This is a genomic window from Kutzneria sp. NPDC051319, assembly GCF_040682195.1.
Lineage (GTDB): Bacteria > Actinomycetota > Actinomycetes > Mycobacteriales > Pseudonocardiaceae > Kutzneria.
This window is the reverse complement of sequence record NZ_JBFBAM010000001.1, coordinates 116,378-133,676: the sequence shown is the minus strand read 5'-3', so window position 1 is coordinate 133,676 and position 17,299 is coordinate 116,378. Positions and strand designations below refer to the sequence as shown.

The following is a 17,299-nucleotide window of genomic DNA, read 5'->3' as shown; positions in this document are numbered from 1 at the left end:
CGGCACATGGGCCACTGGGATCCAGGACACGAGCGCCTGCTCTGGTTCTTCCTCGGCCTGGTCATCGCGTTCGTGCTGATCAGGATCAGCGTGCGGATGATCAGAGCGAAGGTGCGCTGGTGGCCGGGGAACGTGGCGGCCGGTGGCACCCACATCCACCACGTGGTGTTCGGCGTCGTGGCGATGATGCTGGGCGGCGTGATCGGCCTGGCCACCCCGGACGACGCGGGCGACTGGCGGCTGTGGTCGGCGGCCCTGTTCGGCGTGGGCACGGCCCTGGTGCTCGACGAGTTCGCGCTCATCCTGCACCTGCGTGACGTCTACTGGACGCAGGCCGGCCGGCTGTCGGTGGACGCCGTGTTCCTGGCCGTCGGCCTGACGGGGCTGTTACTGCTCGGCGCCAAGCCCCTGGACTACGGCCTGCTGCCGGACTTCAACCTGCCGCCGCACGTGACCACCGGCCTGGTGGCGCTGGTCGACCTGGGTTTCGCGGTGGTCGCCCTGCTCAAGGGCAAGATCTGGACCGGACTGCTGGGGCTGTTGCTGCCGCCGCTGGCCGAGATCGGCGCGCTGCGGCTGGCCCGCCCGAACTCGCCGTGGGCCCGCTGGCGCTACCGCGCGGGGTCGCGCAAGCTCAGCGTGGCGATCCGGCGGGAGGCCCGCTACCGGCAGCCCCTGATCCTGCTCAAGATCCGCATTCAGGAGTTCATCTCCGGCCGGCACGACCTGCTCGAAGAGCCATTGGTGCACGTGGCCGAGCAGCGGGAACCGGCCGTGGAGGAAAAAGCCGGCGCCCCCGCACGGGGGTGAGCGGGGGCGCCGGGGTAACCCGCCATGTCGAGGGGGGAGGAACACGGCGGGAGCTTCGTACCGACCTCACTGTAGTACCCGGGTTCGGCGCACCGAAACCCTCAGTGTTGCCAATCGTAGTCGGGCGACTACAGGACCGGATCTTGAGCCTCCGGGCCTACAGGCCCAGATCGCGAGCGATGAGCATGCGCTGCACCTCGCTCGTCCCCTCCCCGACCTCGAGAATCTTGGCGTCACGGTAGAAGCGCCCGACCGGGTACTCGTTCATGAAGCCGTAGCCGCCGAAGATCTGGGTGGCGTCCCGCGAGTTGTCCATGGCCGCGTTGGACGACACCAGTTTGGCGATGGACGCCTCCCGCTTGAACGGCTCGCCGCGCAGCATCTTGTCGGCCGCGTGGTGGTAGGCCAGCCGGGCGGTGTGGGCCCGGGTCTCCATGTCGGCGATCTTGAACTGGATCGCCTGGTAGGTGCCGATCTTGTGGCCGAAGGCCTCGCGCTCCTTGACGTAGCGCAGGCACTCGTCGACGCAGCCCTGGGCCAGGCCCACGCCGAGCGCGGCGATGGCGATGCGGCCCTCGTCGAGGATGCGCAGGAACTGGGCGTAGCCCCGGCCGCGCTCGCCGAGCAGGTTGGCGGCCGGCACGCGGACGTCGGAGAAGGACAGCTCGCGGGTGTCGGAGGCGTTCCAGCCGACCTTGGAGTACTTCTTCGACACGGTGAAGCCGGGCGTCCCGGACGGCACGATGATCGAGGAGATCTCCTTGCCGCCGTCGGCCCTCTGCCCGGTCACGGCGGTGACCGTGACCGCGGCGGTGATGTCGGTCCCGGAGTTGGTGATGAAGCACTTGGAGCCGTTGATCACCCAGGTGTCGCCGTCGAGCTTGGCGGTGGTCCGGGTGGCGCCGGCGTCGGAGCCGCCGCCGGCCTCGGTCAGTCCGAAGCCGGCCAGCGCCTCGCCCGAGGTCAGCCGGGGCAGCCACTCCCGCTTCTGCTCCTCGGTGCCGAAGCGGAAGATCGGCATGGCGCCCAGCGACACGCCGGCCTCCAGCGTGACCGCGACCGAGGAGTCGACCCGGGCCAGCTCCTCCAGGACCAGGCAGAGGGCGAAGTAGTCGCCGCCCATGCCGCCGTGCTCCTCGGGGAACGGCAGGCCGAACAGGCCCATCCGGCCCATCTTGGCCACGATCTCGTACGGGAACTCCTCCCGCTCGTAGAAGTCGCCGATGACCGGCGCGACCTCCTCGCGGGCGAACTCCTCGACCGTCTTGCGCAGCGCCTCGTGCTCGGGGCTGATCCTGGTGTCCATCTCGTCACTCCTGTAGGGGTGCAACCACCGCGAGCTGCTGACCGAGCCGAACCTGTTGGCCCGCGTGCACCGCCAGCTCCGCGACCGCGCCATCGATGGGCGCGACGACCGTGTGTTCCATCTTCATGGCCTCGACGACCAGCAGCGGCTGGCCGGCGTTGACCCGTTCGCCCGCGGCCACCTTGAGCAGCAGCACCGTGCCCGGCATGGGGCTGGTGACCGCGCCGCCGGCCGCGCCGGCCGCGCCCTTGCGGGACAGCTGTTCCGGCTCCTGGAGCGGCCAGTTGCCGATCCAGGTGATCTCGCCGTCACGGGCGTGCCGGTACGACCGGGTCACACCCGCGCAGCGGACGTAAAGACGATTGCCGTCGCGCCAGGCGCCGGCCTTGACCGGCTCGCCGTCGCCGACGACGACTTCGGCGTCGGATGCCCGTCCGCGCAGGCGTACGCGCGCCGGCTCGTCGCCGGGCGCGCCGATCAGCCAGGTCGTCCAGGCCGGCTCGCCCATCCGCCAGCCGCCGGGAATGTCCCACGGGTCAACGGTTTCGCCCCGGGGCTCCAGCGCCAGCGCCCGCTCCAGGGCCGCCGCGACGAGCACGTCCTCGGGCATCGGGTTGGCGACGAGGGCTTCCAGCTTGCGTTCCACCAGGCCGGTGTCGAGACGCCCGGCGACGACGTCCTCATCACCCAGCAGGGCCCGCAGGAACGGGATGTTCGTGGTGACGCCCTGGATCGTGACGTCGCCGAGGGCCGACCGCAGCCGGCGCAGCGCTTCGTCCCGTGTGGACGCGTACGCGATGTGCTTGGCCAGCATGGGGTCGTAGTCGCTGCCGACGACCGAGCCCTCGGAAACCCCGGAATCCACGCGAATCCGGTCGGTCGGCTCCTCCAGCGCCAGCAGCGTGCCGCCGGTGGGTAGGAAGCCGTGGGACGGGTCCTCGGCGTAGATGCGGGCCTCCACGGCGTGGCCGGTGAGCCGGATGTCCTCCTGCGTAAGGGAAAGCTTCTCCCCCGCGGCCACCCGCAGCTGCTGCTCGACGAGGTCGACGCCGGTGACCAGCTCGGTCACCGGGTGCTCGACCTGGAGCCGGGTGTTCATCTCCATGAAGAAGAACTCGTCGGGCCGGTCGGCGGAGACGATGAACTCCACGGTGCCGGCGCCGCTGTAGCCGACCGACGCGGCGGCGTCGGCGGCCGACTTCCCCATGCGCGCACGGGTTTTTTCGTCCAGGAGGGGCGAGGGCGCCTCTTCGATGATCTTCTGGTGCCGGCGCTGGAGGCTGCACTCCCGCTCACCCAGGTGCAGCACCGTGCCGTGGTTGTCGGCCAGGACCTGGATCTCGATGTGCCGCGGGTTGAGCACGAAGCGCTCGGCCAGCAGCGTGTCGTCGCCGAAGGAGTTCCGGGCCTCGCGCTGGGCCGATTCGATGGCGGCCGGCAGCTCGTCCAGCGAGTGCACCAGCCGCATGCCCTTGCCGCCGCCGCCGGCGGAAGGCTTGAGCAGCACGGGAAAGCCGATCTCGGCCACCGCGTGCTCGATGTCGTCGCCGAAGGCGCCCGGCACCACCGGCACGCCGGCGGCCGTCACGGTCTGCTTGGCGCGGATCTTGTCACCCATGGCGTCGATCGCCGACGGCGGCGGGCCGACGAACACCAGCCCCGCCTCGGCGCAGGCCCGGGCGAAGGCCGCATTCTCGGCCAGGAAGCCATATCCGGGGTGCACGGCCTGGGCCCCGGTTCGCAGAGCGGCGTCGATGATGCGCTCGATCGACAGATAGCTCTCGCGCGCGGCGGCCGGCCCGATGCGCACGGCGACGTCGGCCTCGCGCACGTGCCGGGCGCCCTCGTCGGCGTCGCTGTACACGGCGACGCTGCGAATCCCCATGCGCCGCAAGGAGTTCGTGACGCGGACGGCGATCTCGCCGCGGTTGGCGATCAGTACGGTGTCGAACATGATCACATCCTGAAGACGCCGTAGCGGACGGGAGGCAGCGGCTCGTTGGCCGCGGCGGACAGCGCCAGGCCCAGCACGGTCCTGGTGTCCTTGGGGTCGATCACGCCGTCGTCCCACAGCCGGGCGGTCGAGTAGTACGGGTTGCCCTGGCTCTCGTACTGGTCCCGGATCGGCTGCTTGAATGCCTCTTCGTCCTGCATGGACCAGTCGTCGCCGAGCTGGTCGCGGCGGACGGTCGCCAACACCGACGCCGCCTGCTCGCCGCCCATGACCGAGATCCTGGCGTTGGGCCACATCCACATGAACCGGGGCGAGTAGGCCCGGCCGCACATCGAGTAGTTGCCGGCGCCGAACGAGCCGCCGATGACCACCGTGAACTTGGGCACCCGCGCGCAGGCCACGGCGGTGACCATCTTCGCGCCGTGCTTGGCGATGCCGCCGGCCTCGTACTCGCGGCCGACCATGAAGCCGGAGATGTTCTGCAGGAACACCAGCGGGATGCCGCGCTGGTCGCACAGCTCGATGAAGTGCGCCCCCTTGACCGCGGACTCGCCGAACAGGATGCCGTTGTTGGCGATGATGCCGACCGGGTGGCCGTGGATCCGGACGAACCCGGTGACCAGCGTCGTCCCGTACTCCGACTTGAACTCCGCGAACCGGCTGCCGTCGACGACCCGCGCGATGACTTCCCGCACGTCGTACGGGGTGCGGGTGTCGATCGGGACGACGCCGTAGAGCTGCTCGGGGTCGACGGCCGGCTCCTCGGTCGGCTCGACCTCCCACGGCCGGGGCGCGCGCGGGCCGAAGGTGCCGACGATCTGGCGCATGATGCGCAGCGCGTGGGCGTCGTCCTCGGCGAGGTGGTCGGTGACGCCGGAGGTGCGGGAGTGCAGCTCGCCGCCACCCAGCTCCTCGGCGGTGACGATCTCGCCGGTGGCCGCCTTCACCAGCGGCGGGCCGCCGAGGAAGATCGTGCCCTGGCCGCGCACGATGATCGCCTCGTCGCTCATCGCCGGCACGTAGGCGCCGCCGGCCGTGCAGGAGCCGAGCACGGCGGCGATCTGCGGGATGCCCCGGGCCGACATGGTGGCCTGGTTGAAGAAGATCCGGCCGAAATGCTCCCGGTCGGGGAAGACGTCGTCCTGCCTGGGCAGGAACGCGCCGCCGGAGTCGACCAGGTACAGGCAGGGAAGGTTGTTGTGCAGCGCCACTTCCTGGGCGCGCAGGTGTTTCTTGACGGTGACCGGGTAGTAGGTGCCGCCCTTGACCGTGGCGTCGTTGGCCACGATCACGCACTCGCGGCCCTCGACCCGGCCGACGCCGGTGATGATGCCGGCGGCCGGGGCCTGGTCGTCGTACATGCCGTTGGCGGCCAGCGGGGAGAGCTCCAGGAACGGCGAGCCGGGGTCGAGCAGCGAGTCCACGCGGTCGCGCGGCAGCAGCTTGCCCCGTTCCACATGGCGGATGCGCGACTTCTCGGGGCCGCCCAGCGCGGTGTCGGCCAGCCGCGACCGCAACTGCGCGACCAGCTCGGCGTGTTCTTTGACGTTGCGCTGGTAGCCCGGATCGGTCGGATCCGCGGCGCTGGCCAGTGCCGGCGCGACCATGACGCTCCTCAGCTGTTAGCGACCGTTAACCCAGACCTCCAGGTTAGCGGTCGCTAACAGCTTCGTCCAGTCAGGTCACCCGGTCACAGCGGTCAGCGCCGGCAGGTAGCCGGAGGAGTAGCCAGACGAGTTCGGGTGGTAGGAGTTCACGACCGGCCAGCTGACGCTGTTCAGCCACGCCGACGACGAGCAGATGCCGTGGTTGGCGAACGCGATGCGGACGTCCACGAACCGGAAGCCGTGCCGGCCGGCCGCGGCCGAGATGGCCGTGTCCAGGGCGTCCGCGCCGCTGTTGATGTAGCCGCGGGAGGTGTCGCTCAGGCCCACACTGCAGGAGCCGCCGAGCTGGTAGAAGCGCGGGTAGCCGACCACGTAGACCGTCGCGTTGGGGGCGTGGCCGCGGATCGCGTTGTAGGTGTTGTCCAGCAGGCCGGGCAGGGTGCTGCTGACGAAGGCCTTGGCCTTGTTGACCGCGGTGTTGCAGCCCGAGTCGCCGCCGACGATGCAGGACTCCATGGTGCTGGAGAAGCCCGCGTCGTTGCCGCCGACGGTGACCGTGACGACCGTGTTGGCCGAGCTGAGCGAGCCCACCTGGCCGTTGATGACGTCACCGGTCTTGGCGCCCGAGCAGGCGACGTTCGTGAAAGCGGACACCGAGTGCGCGGCCGCCCACAGGCTGGGGTAGCCCTTGCTGCTGCGGTCGCAGCCGTTGTCGTAGGAGCTCTGCGTGCCGACACCGGACGCATAGGAGTCGCCGACCGCGGCGTAGTTCACGGCGGCGGGGGCCGCGTACGCGTAGGCCGTTGTGGACAGTGCGGCGGCCGCAACCGCCGAAAGACAGACGAGGGCACGAGACAGGCGCATGGCAGGGGAACCTCTCCGCTGAGTGTGCCGAGACCGGATAATCGTTGCAGTGAACCGGTTTCGACCGGAAGAGATACGTCAAGAGTTGATGACTTATTCGCCTTTTGGGTGCGAAAGTTCCCCGGTCACTCCTCCGTTCGATACCGCGGTTAGCGTTCACTAACACCCTCGACTACCATCGGTGGGTGCCCTCCGCCGAGCAGACCGCGCCGCCGAGCCGGCGGGAGCAGATCCTGGCCGCCGCCGCCGAGCTGTTCGCCCGGCACGGCTTCCACGGCGTCGGCATCAACGACATCGGCGCCGCCGTCGGCATCTCCGGGCCCGCCCTCTACCGGCATTTCCGCAGCAAGGACGCCGTGCTGGGCGAGATGCTCACGTCCATCAGCGAGCTGCTGCTGGACGGCGCCCAGTCCCGCGTGCACACCTCCAGCGACGCCGAGGACTCCGTCCGGTCCCTCATCCGCTGGCAGGTCGACTTCGCCCTCGACAACCCCGCGCTGATCACCGTGCAGGAGCGGGACCTCGGCAACCTCGCCGACGCCGACCGCCAGCGTGTGCGGGCCCTCCAGCGGCGCTACGTCGAGGTCTGGGTCACCACCATCCGCCGGGCCCGGCCCGAGGTCGGCGAGCCAGCCGCCCGCGCCGCCGCCCATGCCCTGTTCGGCCTGATCAACTCCACGCCGCACTCCGCGCACCTCGACCGGGCCCAGATGGCGGACCTGTTGGCGGCCATGGCCTACGCGGCGGTCCACTCCCTCACGTGAGGCTGGTCGAGAGCCGCCGCAGGCATTCCGCCAGTTCCTCCGGGCCCGGCTGCCGGAGCTGCCGCGTTGTCGTCGAGGCCGGCCGCCAGGCCTCCACGAAGACCCGGGTCGAACTCCGTTCCACCGGGAACTGCAGGAACAGCGTGGCCGACAGGGTGTCCGCGACCGGCTCCACGCGGTGGATCTGGCTGACGGTCATCATCGACCTCGCCCCGACGCCGGCCAGCGCCACGAACTGGCGGGCCAGCGTGACCGGGCCGCGCGGACGGAGGCGGTAGCCGCCGTCACGGCCGGGGCTGCGGTACTCGTACTCCAGGCAGGGAATCGGTTCGTCCTCGCCGTCGTATTCGTGGAAATGCTCCCATTTCAGGGCCCCGCACAGCAGCACACTGGCGAAACGCCAGCGGTGGTTGTGGATCTCCTCGACGCTGTGCGGGGCCACCGCCGGATCCCAGACGTGCAGCACGAGGCGGAAGCCCCGCAGCGGACCCGGGCCCCACTCGTCGGTGTCCACGACCACCAGCTTCACGAACCCGTTGTGGTGCACCGCCGCCCGCCCGGCCAGGCGATCGCGGACGGCGCGGTCGGCGGTGGCCGCCGCGAGGTCCGTGACCAGGGCGCAGGCGATGGCGTGCACCTGGTCGGAGTTGTCGCGCAGCGCCAGGCCGATGTCCGCGGCCTCGATCACCGTGCCGATCATGACGACCTCACCTCCCACACCTCGGCCCGGTCCCGGAACTCCTTCGCCTCCAGGTCCAGGACACCAACCCGGTCGGCCGGCCCGTCGGCCGCCGGCCAGTGCTCGCCGAGCCGGTCACGCAGCTCCCGGCTCACGATCACGTAGTGCCGCTTCGCTTGCAGCGCAGGGCCTTCCTCGACCGCCTTCGCGGCGCGCATCGCGATGGCCAGGCCCTGTTCCAGTCGAGCAACCTCCACAATGGATGCTCCGTCGAACGCCGGCACGTAGCTGTTGATGCCGCCGATGCGCCCGTACTCGTACTCGCCGAAGTGCAACGCCATCCGCGAGCCGACCCGCAGCCCCTCCTCGCGGATCTCCTTGTTCAGCACGGCGATCCCGCCGACGAACAGGCGCCACTGGGCCAGCAGGTCGGCCACGAGGCGGTCGAGGTCGCCGAACACCCGGGCCGGGAACGCGGCGACGAAGCCGTCGCCCGCGGTCTGCACCTGCATCGCGCCCAGCTGCCCGAGCATGCGGTCGAAGTAGGTGCCGATGGACTTGCGGAAGGCGGCCTGGATGGACTTCGCGTCCGAGCCGAAGCTGTGCATCTGCTCCCGGGCGTACTTCAGCGCCGTGCCGTAGCCGGCGAGATCCACCGCCACCAGCAGCCCGCTCTCGGTGCGTGCGAACAGCTCACGGGATAAGGAGATGCTCGACGACGCCAGCGTCGCGCGCAGGCCGGGCGTGGCCAGCACGTGCTGGATGTGGCTCATCAGCGGCTTGCCGAGGAACCACTGCTCGTGCCGCCGGTGCGCCTGGCTGTACCGCTCGTGCAGGAAGTCGCTGCCCGGATCCAGCGGCAGGAACGCGTAGCCGCGACGCAGGTCCGGGTCGGCGATGTTGCGCAGGCAGGCATCGTCCACAGCGGAGAGTGTGTAGCGGATGATCTTGAAAGCCTTGACCAGATCCGGTGAGCGCGGCGACATCTTGATCTCGATGAACTCCCCCAGCCGGTCCACCGTGATGTCGCGCAGGCCGAGCAGGTCGGCCAGCTGGTTGATGTCGCCGTCGGGATCGAGGGTGGCCACGGTGTTGTCGATGTGCCGCCGCAGCGACTTGACCGTGGTCGGCGGGCTGTAGCCCACGTTCACCGGGTAGGCCAGGAAGGGCGTGGCCCAGTAGCCCTCGTCGTGCGCGGCCCCGGTGCCCAACGGATAGCTGGGATAGGTCACCAGCAGGTGCGGGTGCGCCGGGGCCTGGTGCACGGTGATCTCCAGGGTGCAGATCACCCACACCTGAGCCGGCGGCGTCTCCAGCCGCCGGTCGGGCGTCCCGCTGTCGATGATCTCGTAGGTCACCGCCGGCTCACATCACATCGTCGTGGTGGCGGTCATCGGGGAAAAGCGCCGGTCATCCGGTCGAGCACCTCCGGCACGTTCGACGAGACCTTGCGACCCTCGTGGCGGAAGGCGCCGTCGATCCGCCGGCCCGCGAACTCGTCGATCCGCACCCAGACGTGCGGCACCGACGGACGGCGGTCGGACGGCCAGACGGTCCGGTGGTAGTCGAACACGTACGCCGTGTAGTTGTTCGACGTGTGCGAGAACTTCAGCGAGAAGTTGCAGTAGACCGGCTCGCCACCCCACGAATCCCTCAAATGCGGGAGTACGTTGTTGTAGCCGACGGACAACGCGTCCCGATACTCGGGCCCCATGCGTTCACGGAGGTGAACCACCGATTCGGAGACCTCGGCCAGGCTGTCCCCCTCACCCAGCCGGAGGAATTCCACCTCGTCCCCGCATGCTCTGCGGATCTCCGCCGCGGACAGAACCAGGGACGCATAGGGGAACATCCACGTCTCCCATGTGCCCTGCGGGTGCGGGTCGACCAGGAGAATCAATTCTGGATCATCGGCGTGCGCCACCAGCAGCGGCGCGGTCAGCGCGACCCGGCCCGGTATCTCGTCACGGTGCAGCCGGGTCGAATGTGCCCAGTCGTCGCGGTTGTCCCACGTGAAGTCGTTCATCGTCATTTTCTTTCCTCCTCGGCGAGTTCCTTCAGCACTGCCCGCTCCGCGTGCGCGAGGATCTCCGGCATCGGCCGGAACAAATCCTCGTCCAGCCCGCGGAACAATTCCTTCCTGGGTCCTTCCTCGACCCAGACACCCACTTCTCGCAATGGCACGGTGTCCGCCGCCGGCGGTTTCGACACTCTCGGGAACACCACCGTCACGACGATCTCCACGCACCCGTGGCGCAGCGCCGCCACCGCGCGGTTCGTGCCGTCCAGCAGCACCGCGGTGTGGCCGTACGACTCCACGACCACGCCCAGGGCCATGACGTCGGGCGCGTGCCGCACCGGCTCGTAGGGCCGCACCCCGGCGGCGAGCAGCTGGCCCAACACCGCGTGCGCGGTGCTCAGCCGCTCCTGGCGCAGGCTTCGGATCGTCGACCGCAGCGCGGCCAGCGGCATGACCTCGCGCCGCACGTCCACGACACCCCAGAACTCGGCGAACGCGCTGCTCAGGGCCTCGTCGACCAGTCGTGGCGGGATCATGCGAGGTCCCGCGCGGCGTGGGCCAGGGCATCGGCGGCGTGGCGGCGGACGGCGTCCGAACACAGCGGATCGGCGGCGATGAGGTCACGGCCGAGGCGGCCGAGCACGAGCAGGGCCCAGCGGGCCGAGGCCGGATCGGCGGTCGGCACCGTGTCGAGGAACGTCGTCCACAGGCCGACGGCGGCCAGGGCATCCCGGGTCGGCACGCCGTGGGTCGGCCACCACGGGTCGGCGGAGACCAGGGCGTTGAAGATCAGGTTCCGGGCCCGGTCCAGGCGCGTGAGGCAGGCGCCGTAATGGCCACGGCGCAGGCTTTTCACCGCCGAGAGATAGCCGATCAGGAAATCAACGGCGGCGGCGCTGCGATGCCGACGCACCACGGCCGGATCGCGGGCCGCTCGTAGCGAAGAATCGAGCAGCGCCGCGAACCGGCCGCGCGGATCCCACAAAATGCGATTCTTCGCCCGTAGCGGAGTGGGCACGACGGTCGACGGCGCCAGGAAGAAGAATTCGACAAGGCCGAAACGCGCACTGATGGCGGCCGTCCGCACGCCGAATTCGGGGAGATAGCGAACCTGGTCCGCCCCGATGGCCTCCGGCACGAGATCGATCTCGCCGCACAGGGCGTCGGCCAGGTGATCCTCCGCCACCAACACGAACAGGTCGAGATCGGAATGCTCGTCGGCCTCACCCGCGCCGTGGGAGCCGCCGATCGCCAATCCCTCAAATCCGGGGCGTCGGGCCAGTTCCGCGGGCAACTCACGGGCCAGCCAATGATCGACGTCAGCGTTCATGGCGGCACCCCCAGCCGAAATTGGTTCCAACTTCGGAGGGTAGCTGGGGTGCGGGGAAAATCGAAGGCGAGCTGTCGCCCATTCGAGTTATAGAGGCCGGATTATTGCGCTAATTGCCCCGATCGGGGGGTCGTCAGCTCAGCCGCGCGGCGGCATACGCGAGCATGGAGTCCCGCATGTACTCGGCCAGCCGTGGATGCCGGATGTCGAGGTGCGTGCGGAGCTCGGGCGTGGCGGCGAAGGCCTGCGCGAGCTGGCAGTAGTCGTCCTTGCTCAGCACCAGCAGCGTCTGCTCCGCGGCGTGGGCCTCGGCCATCAGGTCCAGCACCCGCGGGTCGTCCGCCGGCACGTCATCCAGCATCAGGGCGAGCAGCCGGCGCTCGCCGTCGGCCGCCTGCTCGCTGGCCGCGGCGTAATCCTGCTCGGTCCAGTTCGCGGTGCTGGCCCGCAGCTCGTCGAAGTAGGGCCGGGACGACGGCGGCGACTTGGCCTCCAGCTCGTCCAGCGCGGCCGGGCTGAGCTCGAAACCGTCGAACAGCTCGTGATCGGGCATGGCCTGCGTTCCTTCCAGGTCGGTGATGGTTCTGGCCACCGTGCGCACCAGCACGTCCAGGTGCTCGCGTCGGGCCAGCAGGCGCTCGCGGTGGTCTCGCAGTGCCGCGAGCCGGTCGTGTTCCCCGTCGAGGATCCGGGCGATGGTCGGCAGGTCCATGTCCAGCTGCCGCATCAGCAGGATCTCCTGCAGCCGCAGCAGTTGTTCCCGCTCGTACCAGCGGTAGCCATTGGGGCCGATGCGGGCCGGCCACAGCAGTCCGACGTCGTCGTAGTGCCGCAGTGCCCGGGCCGTCACTCCCGACATCCGGGCCAGTTCGGTGATCGACCAGCTCATGGGATCACGGTAGGGATTCTCGCTACGAGAGGGTCAAGTCACGCCTAGAATCGGCCGCGTGGCGGACTTCGAGCAGCACCGGGCGCGCCTGTTCGCGGTCGCCTACCGGCTGCTCGGCTCGGCCGCCGAGGCCGAGGACGCCGTGCAGGACACCTACCTCCGCTGGCATGCCGCCGTCCAGGACGAGATCCGCGAGCCCGCCGCGTGGCTGACCAAGGTTCTCACCAACCTCTGCCTGACCAGGCTGACCTCGGCCCGTGCGCGTCGCGAGAGCTATGTCGGCCCGTGGCTGCCCGAGCCGCTGCTCACCGCGTACACCCCGGCCGACCCGTTGGAAATGCGCGAATCCGTGTCGATGGCCTTCCTGCTGCTGATGGAACGCCTCACTCCCGCCGAGCGGGCCGTGTTCGTGCTGCGCGAGGCGTTCGAGTACAGCCACCGCGAGATCGCCGACGTGCTCGACCTGACCGAGGCCAACTGCCAGCAGCTCTACCACCGCGCCAAGCAGCGCGTGGCCCAGGACCGGCACCGCTACGACGCCGACGGCACCGAGAAGCTCCGCATCACCAAGAACTTCCTCGTCGCCGCGCGCAGTGGGAACATGGCCGCGCTGGAAGGCATGCTGGCCGAGAACGTCGTCGCCTGGGCCGACGGCGGCGGCAAGCGGCAGGCCGCGCGCAAACCGATCCGGGGCCGCCAGCGGGCGGCGGTGTACCTGGGCTGGCTGGCCGGCGACGTCAACGGCCTGGAGATCCGCATCGACGAGGTCAACGGCGAGCCCGCCATCCTGGCCCTCATCCACGGCGAGCTGTCGGTCGTGATCAACCTCCAGATCGTCGACGGCCTCATCACCGACTTCCGCGCCGTCGTCAACCCCGACAAACTCGCCCACGTCGCGGGCCAGGTGACGCAGACCACATAGCCGCCCTGTCAGGAATCGGGCCGCTGCCCGGTTCAAGTCCCGTCATCACAGTTGAAGGGACTTGGACATGACCAACATCGTCGTCATCGGGGCCGGCTACTCGGGTCTCATCGCCGCCCACCGCCTGGCCCGGCGCACCGACGCTCAGGTGACCATCGTCAACGCCTCCCCCCACTTCGTCGAGCGCATCCGCCTCCACCAGCACGCCGCCGGCACGAACCTCCGGGTGCGCCCTCTGGCCGAGTCCGTGCGGGGCACCGGCATCGACCTCGTCATCGGCCGGGTCCAGGCTCTCGACCCCCGTGGTAAGACGATCGACGTCGACGGCCGCCTGATCGGCTACGACACGCTGGTCTACGCCCTCGGCAGCGTCGCCGACGACCACGGCATCCCCGGCGTCGCCGAGAACGCCTTCACCGTCTCCGACCACACCGACGCCACCCGGCTTCGGGAGTCGTTGCCGCGCAAGGGCACCGTCACCGTCATCGGTGGCGGTCTCACCGCCATCGAGGCCGCCACCGAGCTCGCCGAGCAGCACCCCCACCTGCACGTCCGCATCGTCGCCGGCCACGCCCCCGGCAGCCGCCTCTCCGCCCGGGCTCGCCAGCACCTGGGCCGGGTGTTCTCCCGTCTGGGCATCGAGGTCCGCACCGGTGCCCGCGTCGCCAAGGTGTTGGCCGACAGCGTCGTGTTGACCGACGGTGTCGAGCTGCCCACCGACGTTACCGTGTGGACCACGGGATTCCGTGTTTCTGCGCTGGCTCGGGATGCCGGCGTCGAGACCGACCACAGTGGACGAATCCTGGTCGACGGCACTCAGCGCTCGGTCTCACATCCTGACATTTATGCCATCGGCGACAGCGCTGTCGTTCGGGTCGACGGGCAGGAACTGCGCATGGCCTGCGCCACCGCCGAGCCCATGGCCGAGTACACCGCCAAGGCCATCGCCGCCCGGCTGCGTGGGCAGGAGCCTCGGGCTTTTGGTTACCGGTACCACATCCAGTGCATCAGCCTCGGACGGCGGGACGGACTGGTGCAGGTGGTCGACGCGTTGGATCGTCCCAAGGAGAGGGTCATCACGGGGCGAGTCGGTGCGCTGATCAAGGAAGGAATTGTGCGCGGTGCCGGCTGGACGGCGTTGAGGTAGGGGTTGGGGCTGAGGGTTGAGGGCTGGGGGTTGAGGGCTGGGGGTTGAGGGCTGGGGGTTGAGGGGCTGGGGGCTGGGGGTGCGGTGGTTGAACCCTGGAGTTGCTGGTGTTGAGCGGTGTTGGGTGCGGTGGTGCGGCGGTGCGGCGGTGCGGTGGGTGTCCGCACCGCGCGGGTGCCGGTCGGCTGGTTGCCAGGTCTGGCAGCGAAACGACCGCCGTCGCCTGGAAATCGGTGGCCACACCCGTCCCTGACCGTCGCTGGCTCTTGAGCCCGGTGGTGCGTCGGGTGTCCGCACCGCGCGGTTGCCGTCTCCGCCTATACAACAATTATTCTCTCTTCGGCATGCGGTGCTGGAGTGGAGGGGCGCGAGGTGGGTGGATGGGGCGGGTTGCGTTGCGCGGCATCGGGTGGGGTGGGGGCGCGCGTTTACAGAAGGCTTGGGACGGACCGAAGGGTAGAGGTTCGATCACGGTGAGGGAGGCGTTGAGAGGGAAGCTGGAAAGCGCTTTCCAGTGAAGGGAATGAAGGCCGCCACGATCGTGTATAGGTTGGTGCGTAACGGAAGTCGATCACAAATGGGGAGTATTATTGAGACATGTCAGCGAATCCTGAATTCCCTGCCGACACCGAAGGGTGGCAGCACGGCGAACTGGAGCTGTGGCAAGCGGGCGAGGAAGCCGAGAGCCTGTATCGGGCGCTCTACATCCGGCAGCTGGAGCGGGTGTGGGAGGTGTGGGACCGGTCGTGCCGGTCGAAGGAGGACCGGACCTCGATCGTGTCGACAATGGTGATCCGCTGGCGGCTCACGGTCAGGGAAGCCCGTGAGCGGCTTCGGTACGCAGAACTGTTCCACAGCAGGGCGATCCGCGAAGCAGGCCGCGCTGGAGAGTTGGACCGGCAGCACCTGAAGATCATCCACGAGACGTTGCGGATAGCGCCAGCGGTCGAACGGGACCGGGTTGAGGCATCCCTGTTGGAGAACGTCCAGTTCGACGAGGGCGAGTTCAAGAACATCGCGCAGCGGATCCTGTTCCATCTCAACCAGGACGGCAAAGCGCCGGATGACCGGGAGTTGCGGGAGCCGAAGCGGGAGTTCCGTTTCGAACGCAAGCTGGACGGCAGCATGGTGTTCTGGGGAATGCTCGACCAGGAGTACGGGGCGAAGATCGCGGCAATGCTCAGTGCGCTGGCCAAGCCCACCTCCGGCACAGACCCCCGCACCACCGCTGAGCGGCAGGGCGATGCGTTCGCGGAGATCATTGAGCTGGCCTCCCGTAGCGAAGGCCTGCCCGAGCAGGGCGGGGAACGGCCCCACCTGACGCTATCCATGTCCTTCCAGGACTTCATGGACAACACGGGTGTGGCGAAGGTCGAGGGCGGCGGCGTGATGAGCGCGGCCGAGGCCCGCCGGATCGCCTGCGACAGCACGGTCATGCGCCTGGTGCTGGGAGCCAACGAAGAGATCCTGAATGTGGGGCGGCAGCAGCGGACGGCTCCGAAGGGGATCCGCAAGGCGCTGATCGAGCGGGACGGCACGTGTGCGTTCCCGGGATGTCAGACGGAGCCGGCGCAATGCCACGCCCACCACGTAGTCGAATGGGCAGACGGAGGACCCACCAGCCTCGACAATATGGTGCTGCTGTGCGGATCCCACCACCGATTGATCCACCACAGTCGGTGGACGGTGACGATGGTGAACGCCAGGCCGGTGTTCTCGGACGGGCTGGAAGGAACGGCATAGAGCCGGCGCGAAACCCGGCTCGGGGCAAGGGAAACGGCGCTAGGAAGGCTTGACTTCCCAGCGCTCCTCGATGCGGCCGAAGCGCCACACGGCCAGGGCGACCAGCCAGGTGACCACGAAAAGGCCGACGATGACGTAGCCGACGACATTGAGGTCGAGGGTGTCGACCCAGCCCAGGATGCCGGTGGTGATCTCCAGCTTCTCGGCCAGTAGCTGGAAAAGCTCGATGAGGCCGACGACGAGGGCGACCACGACGGACAAGCCGGTGACGGTGATGTTGTAGAACACCTTGCGCACGGGCTTGGCGAAGGCCCAGCCGTAGGCGAAGTTCATGAAGCAGCCGTCGATGGAGTCGAACAGGCTCATGCCGGCGGCGAAGAGGACGGGCAGCGTCAGGATGGCGTACCAGGGCAGGGAAAACGCGGCGGCGCCACCGGCCAGGACGAGCAAGGAGACCTCGGTGGCGGTGTCGAAGCCGAGGCCGAACAGGAGACCGGTGGGGTACATCTGCCACGGGCGGCTGATGGCCTTGGTCAGGCCGCGCAGGATGCGGTTCATGAAGCCACGCTCGTCGAGGCGGCGCTCCAACTCGGCCTCGTCGAACTCGCCGCCGCGCATCTTGCGGAACACCCTGATGATGTGGGCCATCACCACCAGGTTGATGACGCCGATGAGCACGAGGAAGACCCCGGAGACGAGGGTGCCGACCAGGCCGGTCCAGCTGTGCAAGGGAGAACCGTCGTCGGAGACCTCGCCGGCCAAGGCCCGCACGCCCAAGGCGAGCAACACGCAGAGACCGAAGACGACAGAGGAATGACCGAGAGAGAACCAGAAACCGACCGACAAAGGGCGCTTGCCCTCGGACATCAGCTTCCGGGTGGTGTTGTCGATGGCGGCGATGTGATCGGCGTCGAAAGCATGGCGCAGACCGAGCGTGTACGCGGTGAGCCCGAGCCCGATGCCGAAGACCTGGCCGTTGCCGATCTGGTAGTTGGCCGGCGAGATGAGAAAGATCAGCGAACCCCAGCCGATCACGTGCAGGGCGAGCACGAAACCCGCCATGCCGCCGATGCTGGCCCACTCCGACCGGTCGAGCGGCCGGGTCCGATCGGGCCGCAGGGTGTCCGCCATGTCGCCGCCTCTTCCAGGCTCGGGAAAACAACAGGCAAGATTCTGGTACCTGCAACCCTTTTGCGACAGCGTTCAACGGCGGAGAATTCTCACATCGGGCGGCCCGGCGCGGCGTTACCGGACCGCTGCGTCA

The 17,299-nt window shown here is 69.0% G+C and carries 16 protein-coding genes; 5 read left to right on the top strand and 11 right to left on the bottom strand.

Going from position 1 to position 17,299, the window contains the following annotated elements; genetic code table 11:
• Positions 1-6: 6 nt before the first annotated feature.
• A complete protein-coding gene (locus AB0M73_RS00600; protein ID WP_363885233.1) occupies positions 7-810 on the top strand; it encodes a hypothetical protein in 804 nt (267 codons plus the stop codon).
• Positions 811-967: 157 nt separating this feature from the next.
• Here the strand turns inward: AB0M73_RS00600 and AB0M73_RS00595 are convergent, their stop codons facing one another.
• The 4 genes from AB0M73_RS00595 to AB0M73_RS00580 all read right to left on the bottom strand — a co-directional run bounded on the left by AB0M73_RS00595 (position 968) and on the right by AB0M73_RS00580 (position 6,541).
• Complete coding sequence (locus AB0M73_RS00595) at positions 968-2,116, bottom strand: acyl-CoA dehydrogenase family protein (protein ID WP_043722169.1); 1,149 nt, start codon at positions 2,114-2,116, stop codon at positions 968-970.
• Positions 2,117-2,120: 4 nt separating this feature from the next.
• Positions 2,121-4,070, bottom strand: coding sequence for an acetyl/propionyl/methylcrotonyl-CoA carboxylase subunit alpha (locus AB0M73_RS00590; protein WP_363885230.1), 1,950 nt, complete (start codon positions 4,068-4,070; stop codon positions 2,121-2,123).
• A 2-nt stretch (positions 4,071-4,072) separates the two neighbouring features.
• Positions 4,073-5,677 carry a carboxyl transferase domain-containing protein gene (locus tag AB0M73_RS00585; protein WP_363885228.1) on the bottom strand — a complete coding sequence of 535 codons (1,605 nt, stop codon included), beginning with the start codon at positions 5,675-5,677 and terminating at the stop codon, positions 4,073-4,075.
• Between the two features lie 75 nt (positions 5,678-5,752).
• The gene (locus tag AB0M73_RS00580) at positions 5,753-6,541 is read right to left on the bottom strand and encodes an SGNH/GDSL hydrolase family protein (protein ID WP_363885226.1); all 789 of its coding nucleotides are present in this window, start codon (positions 6,539-6,541) and stop codon (positions 5,753-5,755) included.
• A gap of 185 nt (positions 6,542-6,726) precedes the next feature.
• On the opposite strand from AB0M73_RS00580, the gene AB0M73_RS00575 reads away from it, so the two are divergent.
• On the top strand, positions 6,727-7,305 hold the full coding sequence (locus AB0M73_RS00575; protein WP_363885224.1) for a TetR/AcrR family transcriptional regulator: 579 nt from the start codon (positions 6,727-6,729) through the stop codon (positions 7,303-7,305).
• Here the strand turns inward: AB0M73_RS00575 and AB0M73_RS00570 are convergent.
• The 6 genes from AB0M73_RS00570 to AB0M73_RS00545 form a co-directional block, all read right to left on the bottom strand.
• Positions 7,298-8,005: a hypothetical protein gene (locus tag AB0M73_RS00570; RefSeq protein ID WP_363885222.1), complete on the bottom strand. Its 708-nt coding sequence runs from the start codon at positions 8,003-8,005 to the stop codon at positions 7,298-7,300. The genes AB0M73_RS00575 and AB0M73_RS00570 overlap by 8 nt on opposite strands.
• Positions 8,002-9,342 carry a hypothetical protein gene (locus tag AB0M73_RS00565; protein ID WP_363885221.1) on the bottom strand — a complete coding sequence of 447 codons (1,341 nt, stop codon included), beginning with the start codon at positions 9,340-9,342 and terminating at the stop codon, positions 8,002-8,004. Before AB0M73_RS00565 ends, AB0M73_RS00570 begins: the two co-directional genes overlap by 4 nt.
• Positions 9,343-9,374: 32 nt before the next feature.
• On the bottom strand, positions 9,375-10,016 hold the full coding sequence (locus tag AB0M73_RS00560) for a hypothetical protein (RefSeq protein ID WP_363885219.1): 642 nt from the start codon (positions 10,014-10,016) through the stop codon (positions 9,375-9,377).
• On the bottom strand, positions 10,013-10,540 hold the full coding sequence (locus AB0M73_RS00555; RefSeq protein WP_363885217.1) for a hypothetical protein: 528 nt from the start codon (positions 10,538-10,540) through the stop codon (positions 10,013-10,015). The genes AB0M73_RS00560 and AB0M73_RS00555 overlap by 4 nt, the downstream gene beginning before the upstream one ends.
• On the bottom strand, positions 10,537-11,334 hold the full coding sequence (locus AB0M73_RS00550; RefSeq protein WP_363885215.1) for a hypothetical protein: 798 nt from the start codon (positions 11,332-11,334) through the stop codon (positions 10,537-10,539). The genes AB0M73_RS00555 and AB0M73_RS00550 overlap by 4 nt, the downstream gene beginning before the upstream one ends.
• 133 nt (positions 11,335-11,467) lie before the next feature.
• The gene (locus tag AB0M73_RS00545; RefSeq protein ID WP_363885214.1) at positions 11,468-12,223 is read right to left on the bottom strand and encodes a MerR family transcriptional regulator; all 756 of its coding nucleotides are present in this window, start codon (positions 12,221-12,223) and stop codon (positions 11,468-11,470) included.
• Positions 12,224-12,281: 58 nt separating this feature from the next.
• Between AB0M73_RS00545 and AB0M73_RS00540 the strand changes: the two genes are divergently transcribed.
• The 3 genes from AB0M73_RS00540 (at position 12,282) to AB0M73_RS00530 (ending at position 16,035) form a co-directional block, all read left to right on the top strand.
• Positions 12,282-13,145, top strand: coding sequence for an RNA polymerase sigma-70 factor (locus AB0M73_RS00540; protein WP_363885212.1), 864 nt, complete (start codon positions 12,282-12,284; stop codon positions 13,143-13,145).
• Positions 13,146-13,212: 67 nt separating this feature from the next.
• Positions 13,213-14,292 (top strand): FAD-dependent oxidoreductase, encoded by a 1,080-nt coding sequence (locus tag AB0M73_RS00535; RefSeq protein ID WP_363885210.1) that lies wholly within the window; start codon positions 13,213-13,215, stop codon positions 14,290-14,292.
• Between the two features lie 597 nt (positions 14,293-14,889).
• On the top strand, positions 14,890-16,035 hold the full coding sequence (locus AB0M73_RS00530; protein ID WP_363885209.1) for a DUF222 domain-containing protein: 1,146 nt from the start codon (positions 14,890-14,892) through the stop codon (positions 16,033-16,035).
• 39 nt (positions 16,036-16,074) lie between these two features.
• Here the strand turns inward: AB0M73_RS00530 and AB0M73_RS00525 are convergent, their stop codons facing one another.
• Positions 16,075-17,166 carry a HoxN/HupN/NixA family nickel/cobalt transporter gene (locus AB0M73_RS00525; RefSeq protein ID WP_363885207.1) on the bottom strand — a complete coding sequence of 364 codons (1,092 nt, stop codon included), beginning with the start codon at positions 17,164-17,166 and terminating at the stop codon, positions 16,075-16,077.
• Between the last annotated feature and the right edge of the window lie 133 nt (positions 17,167-17,299).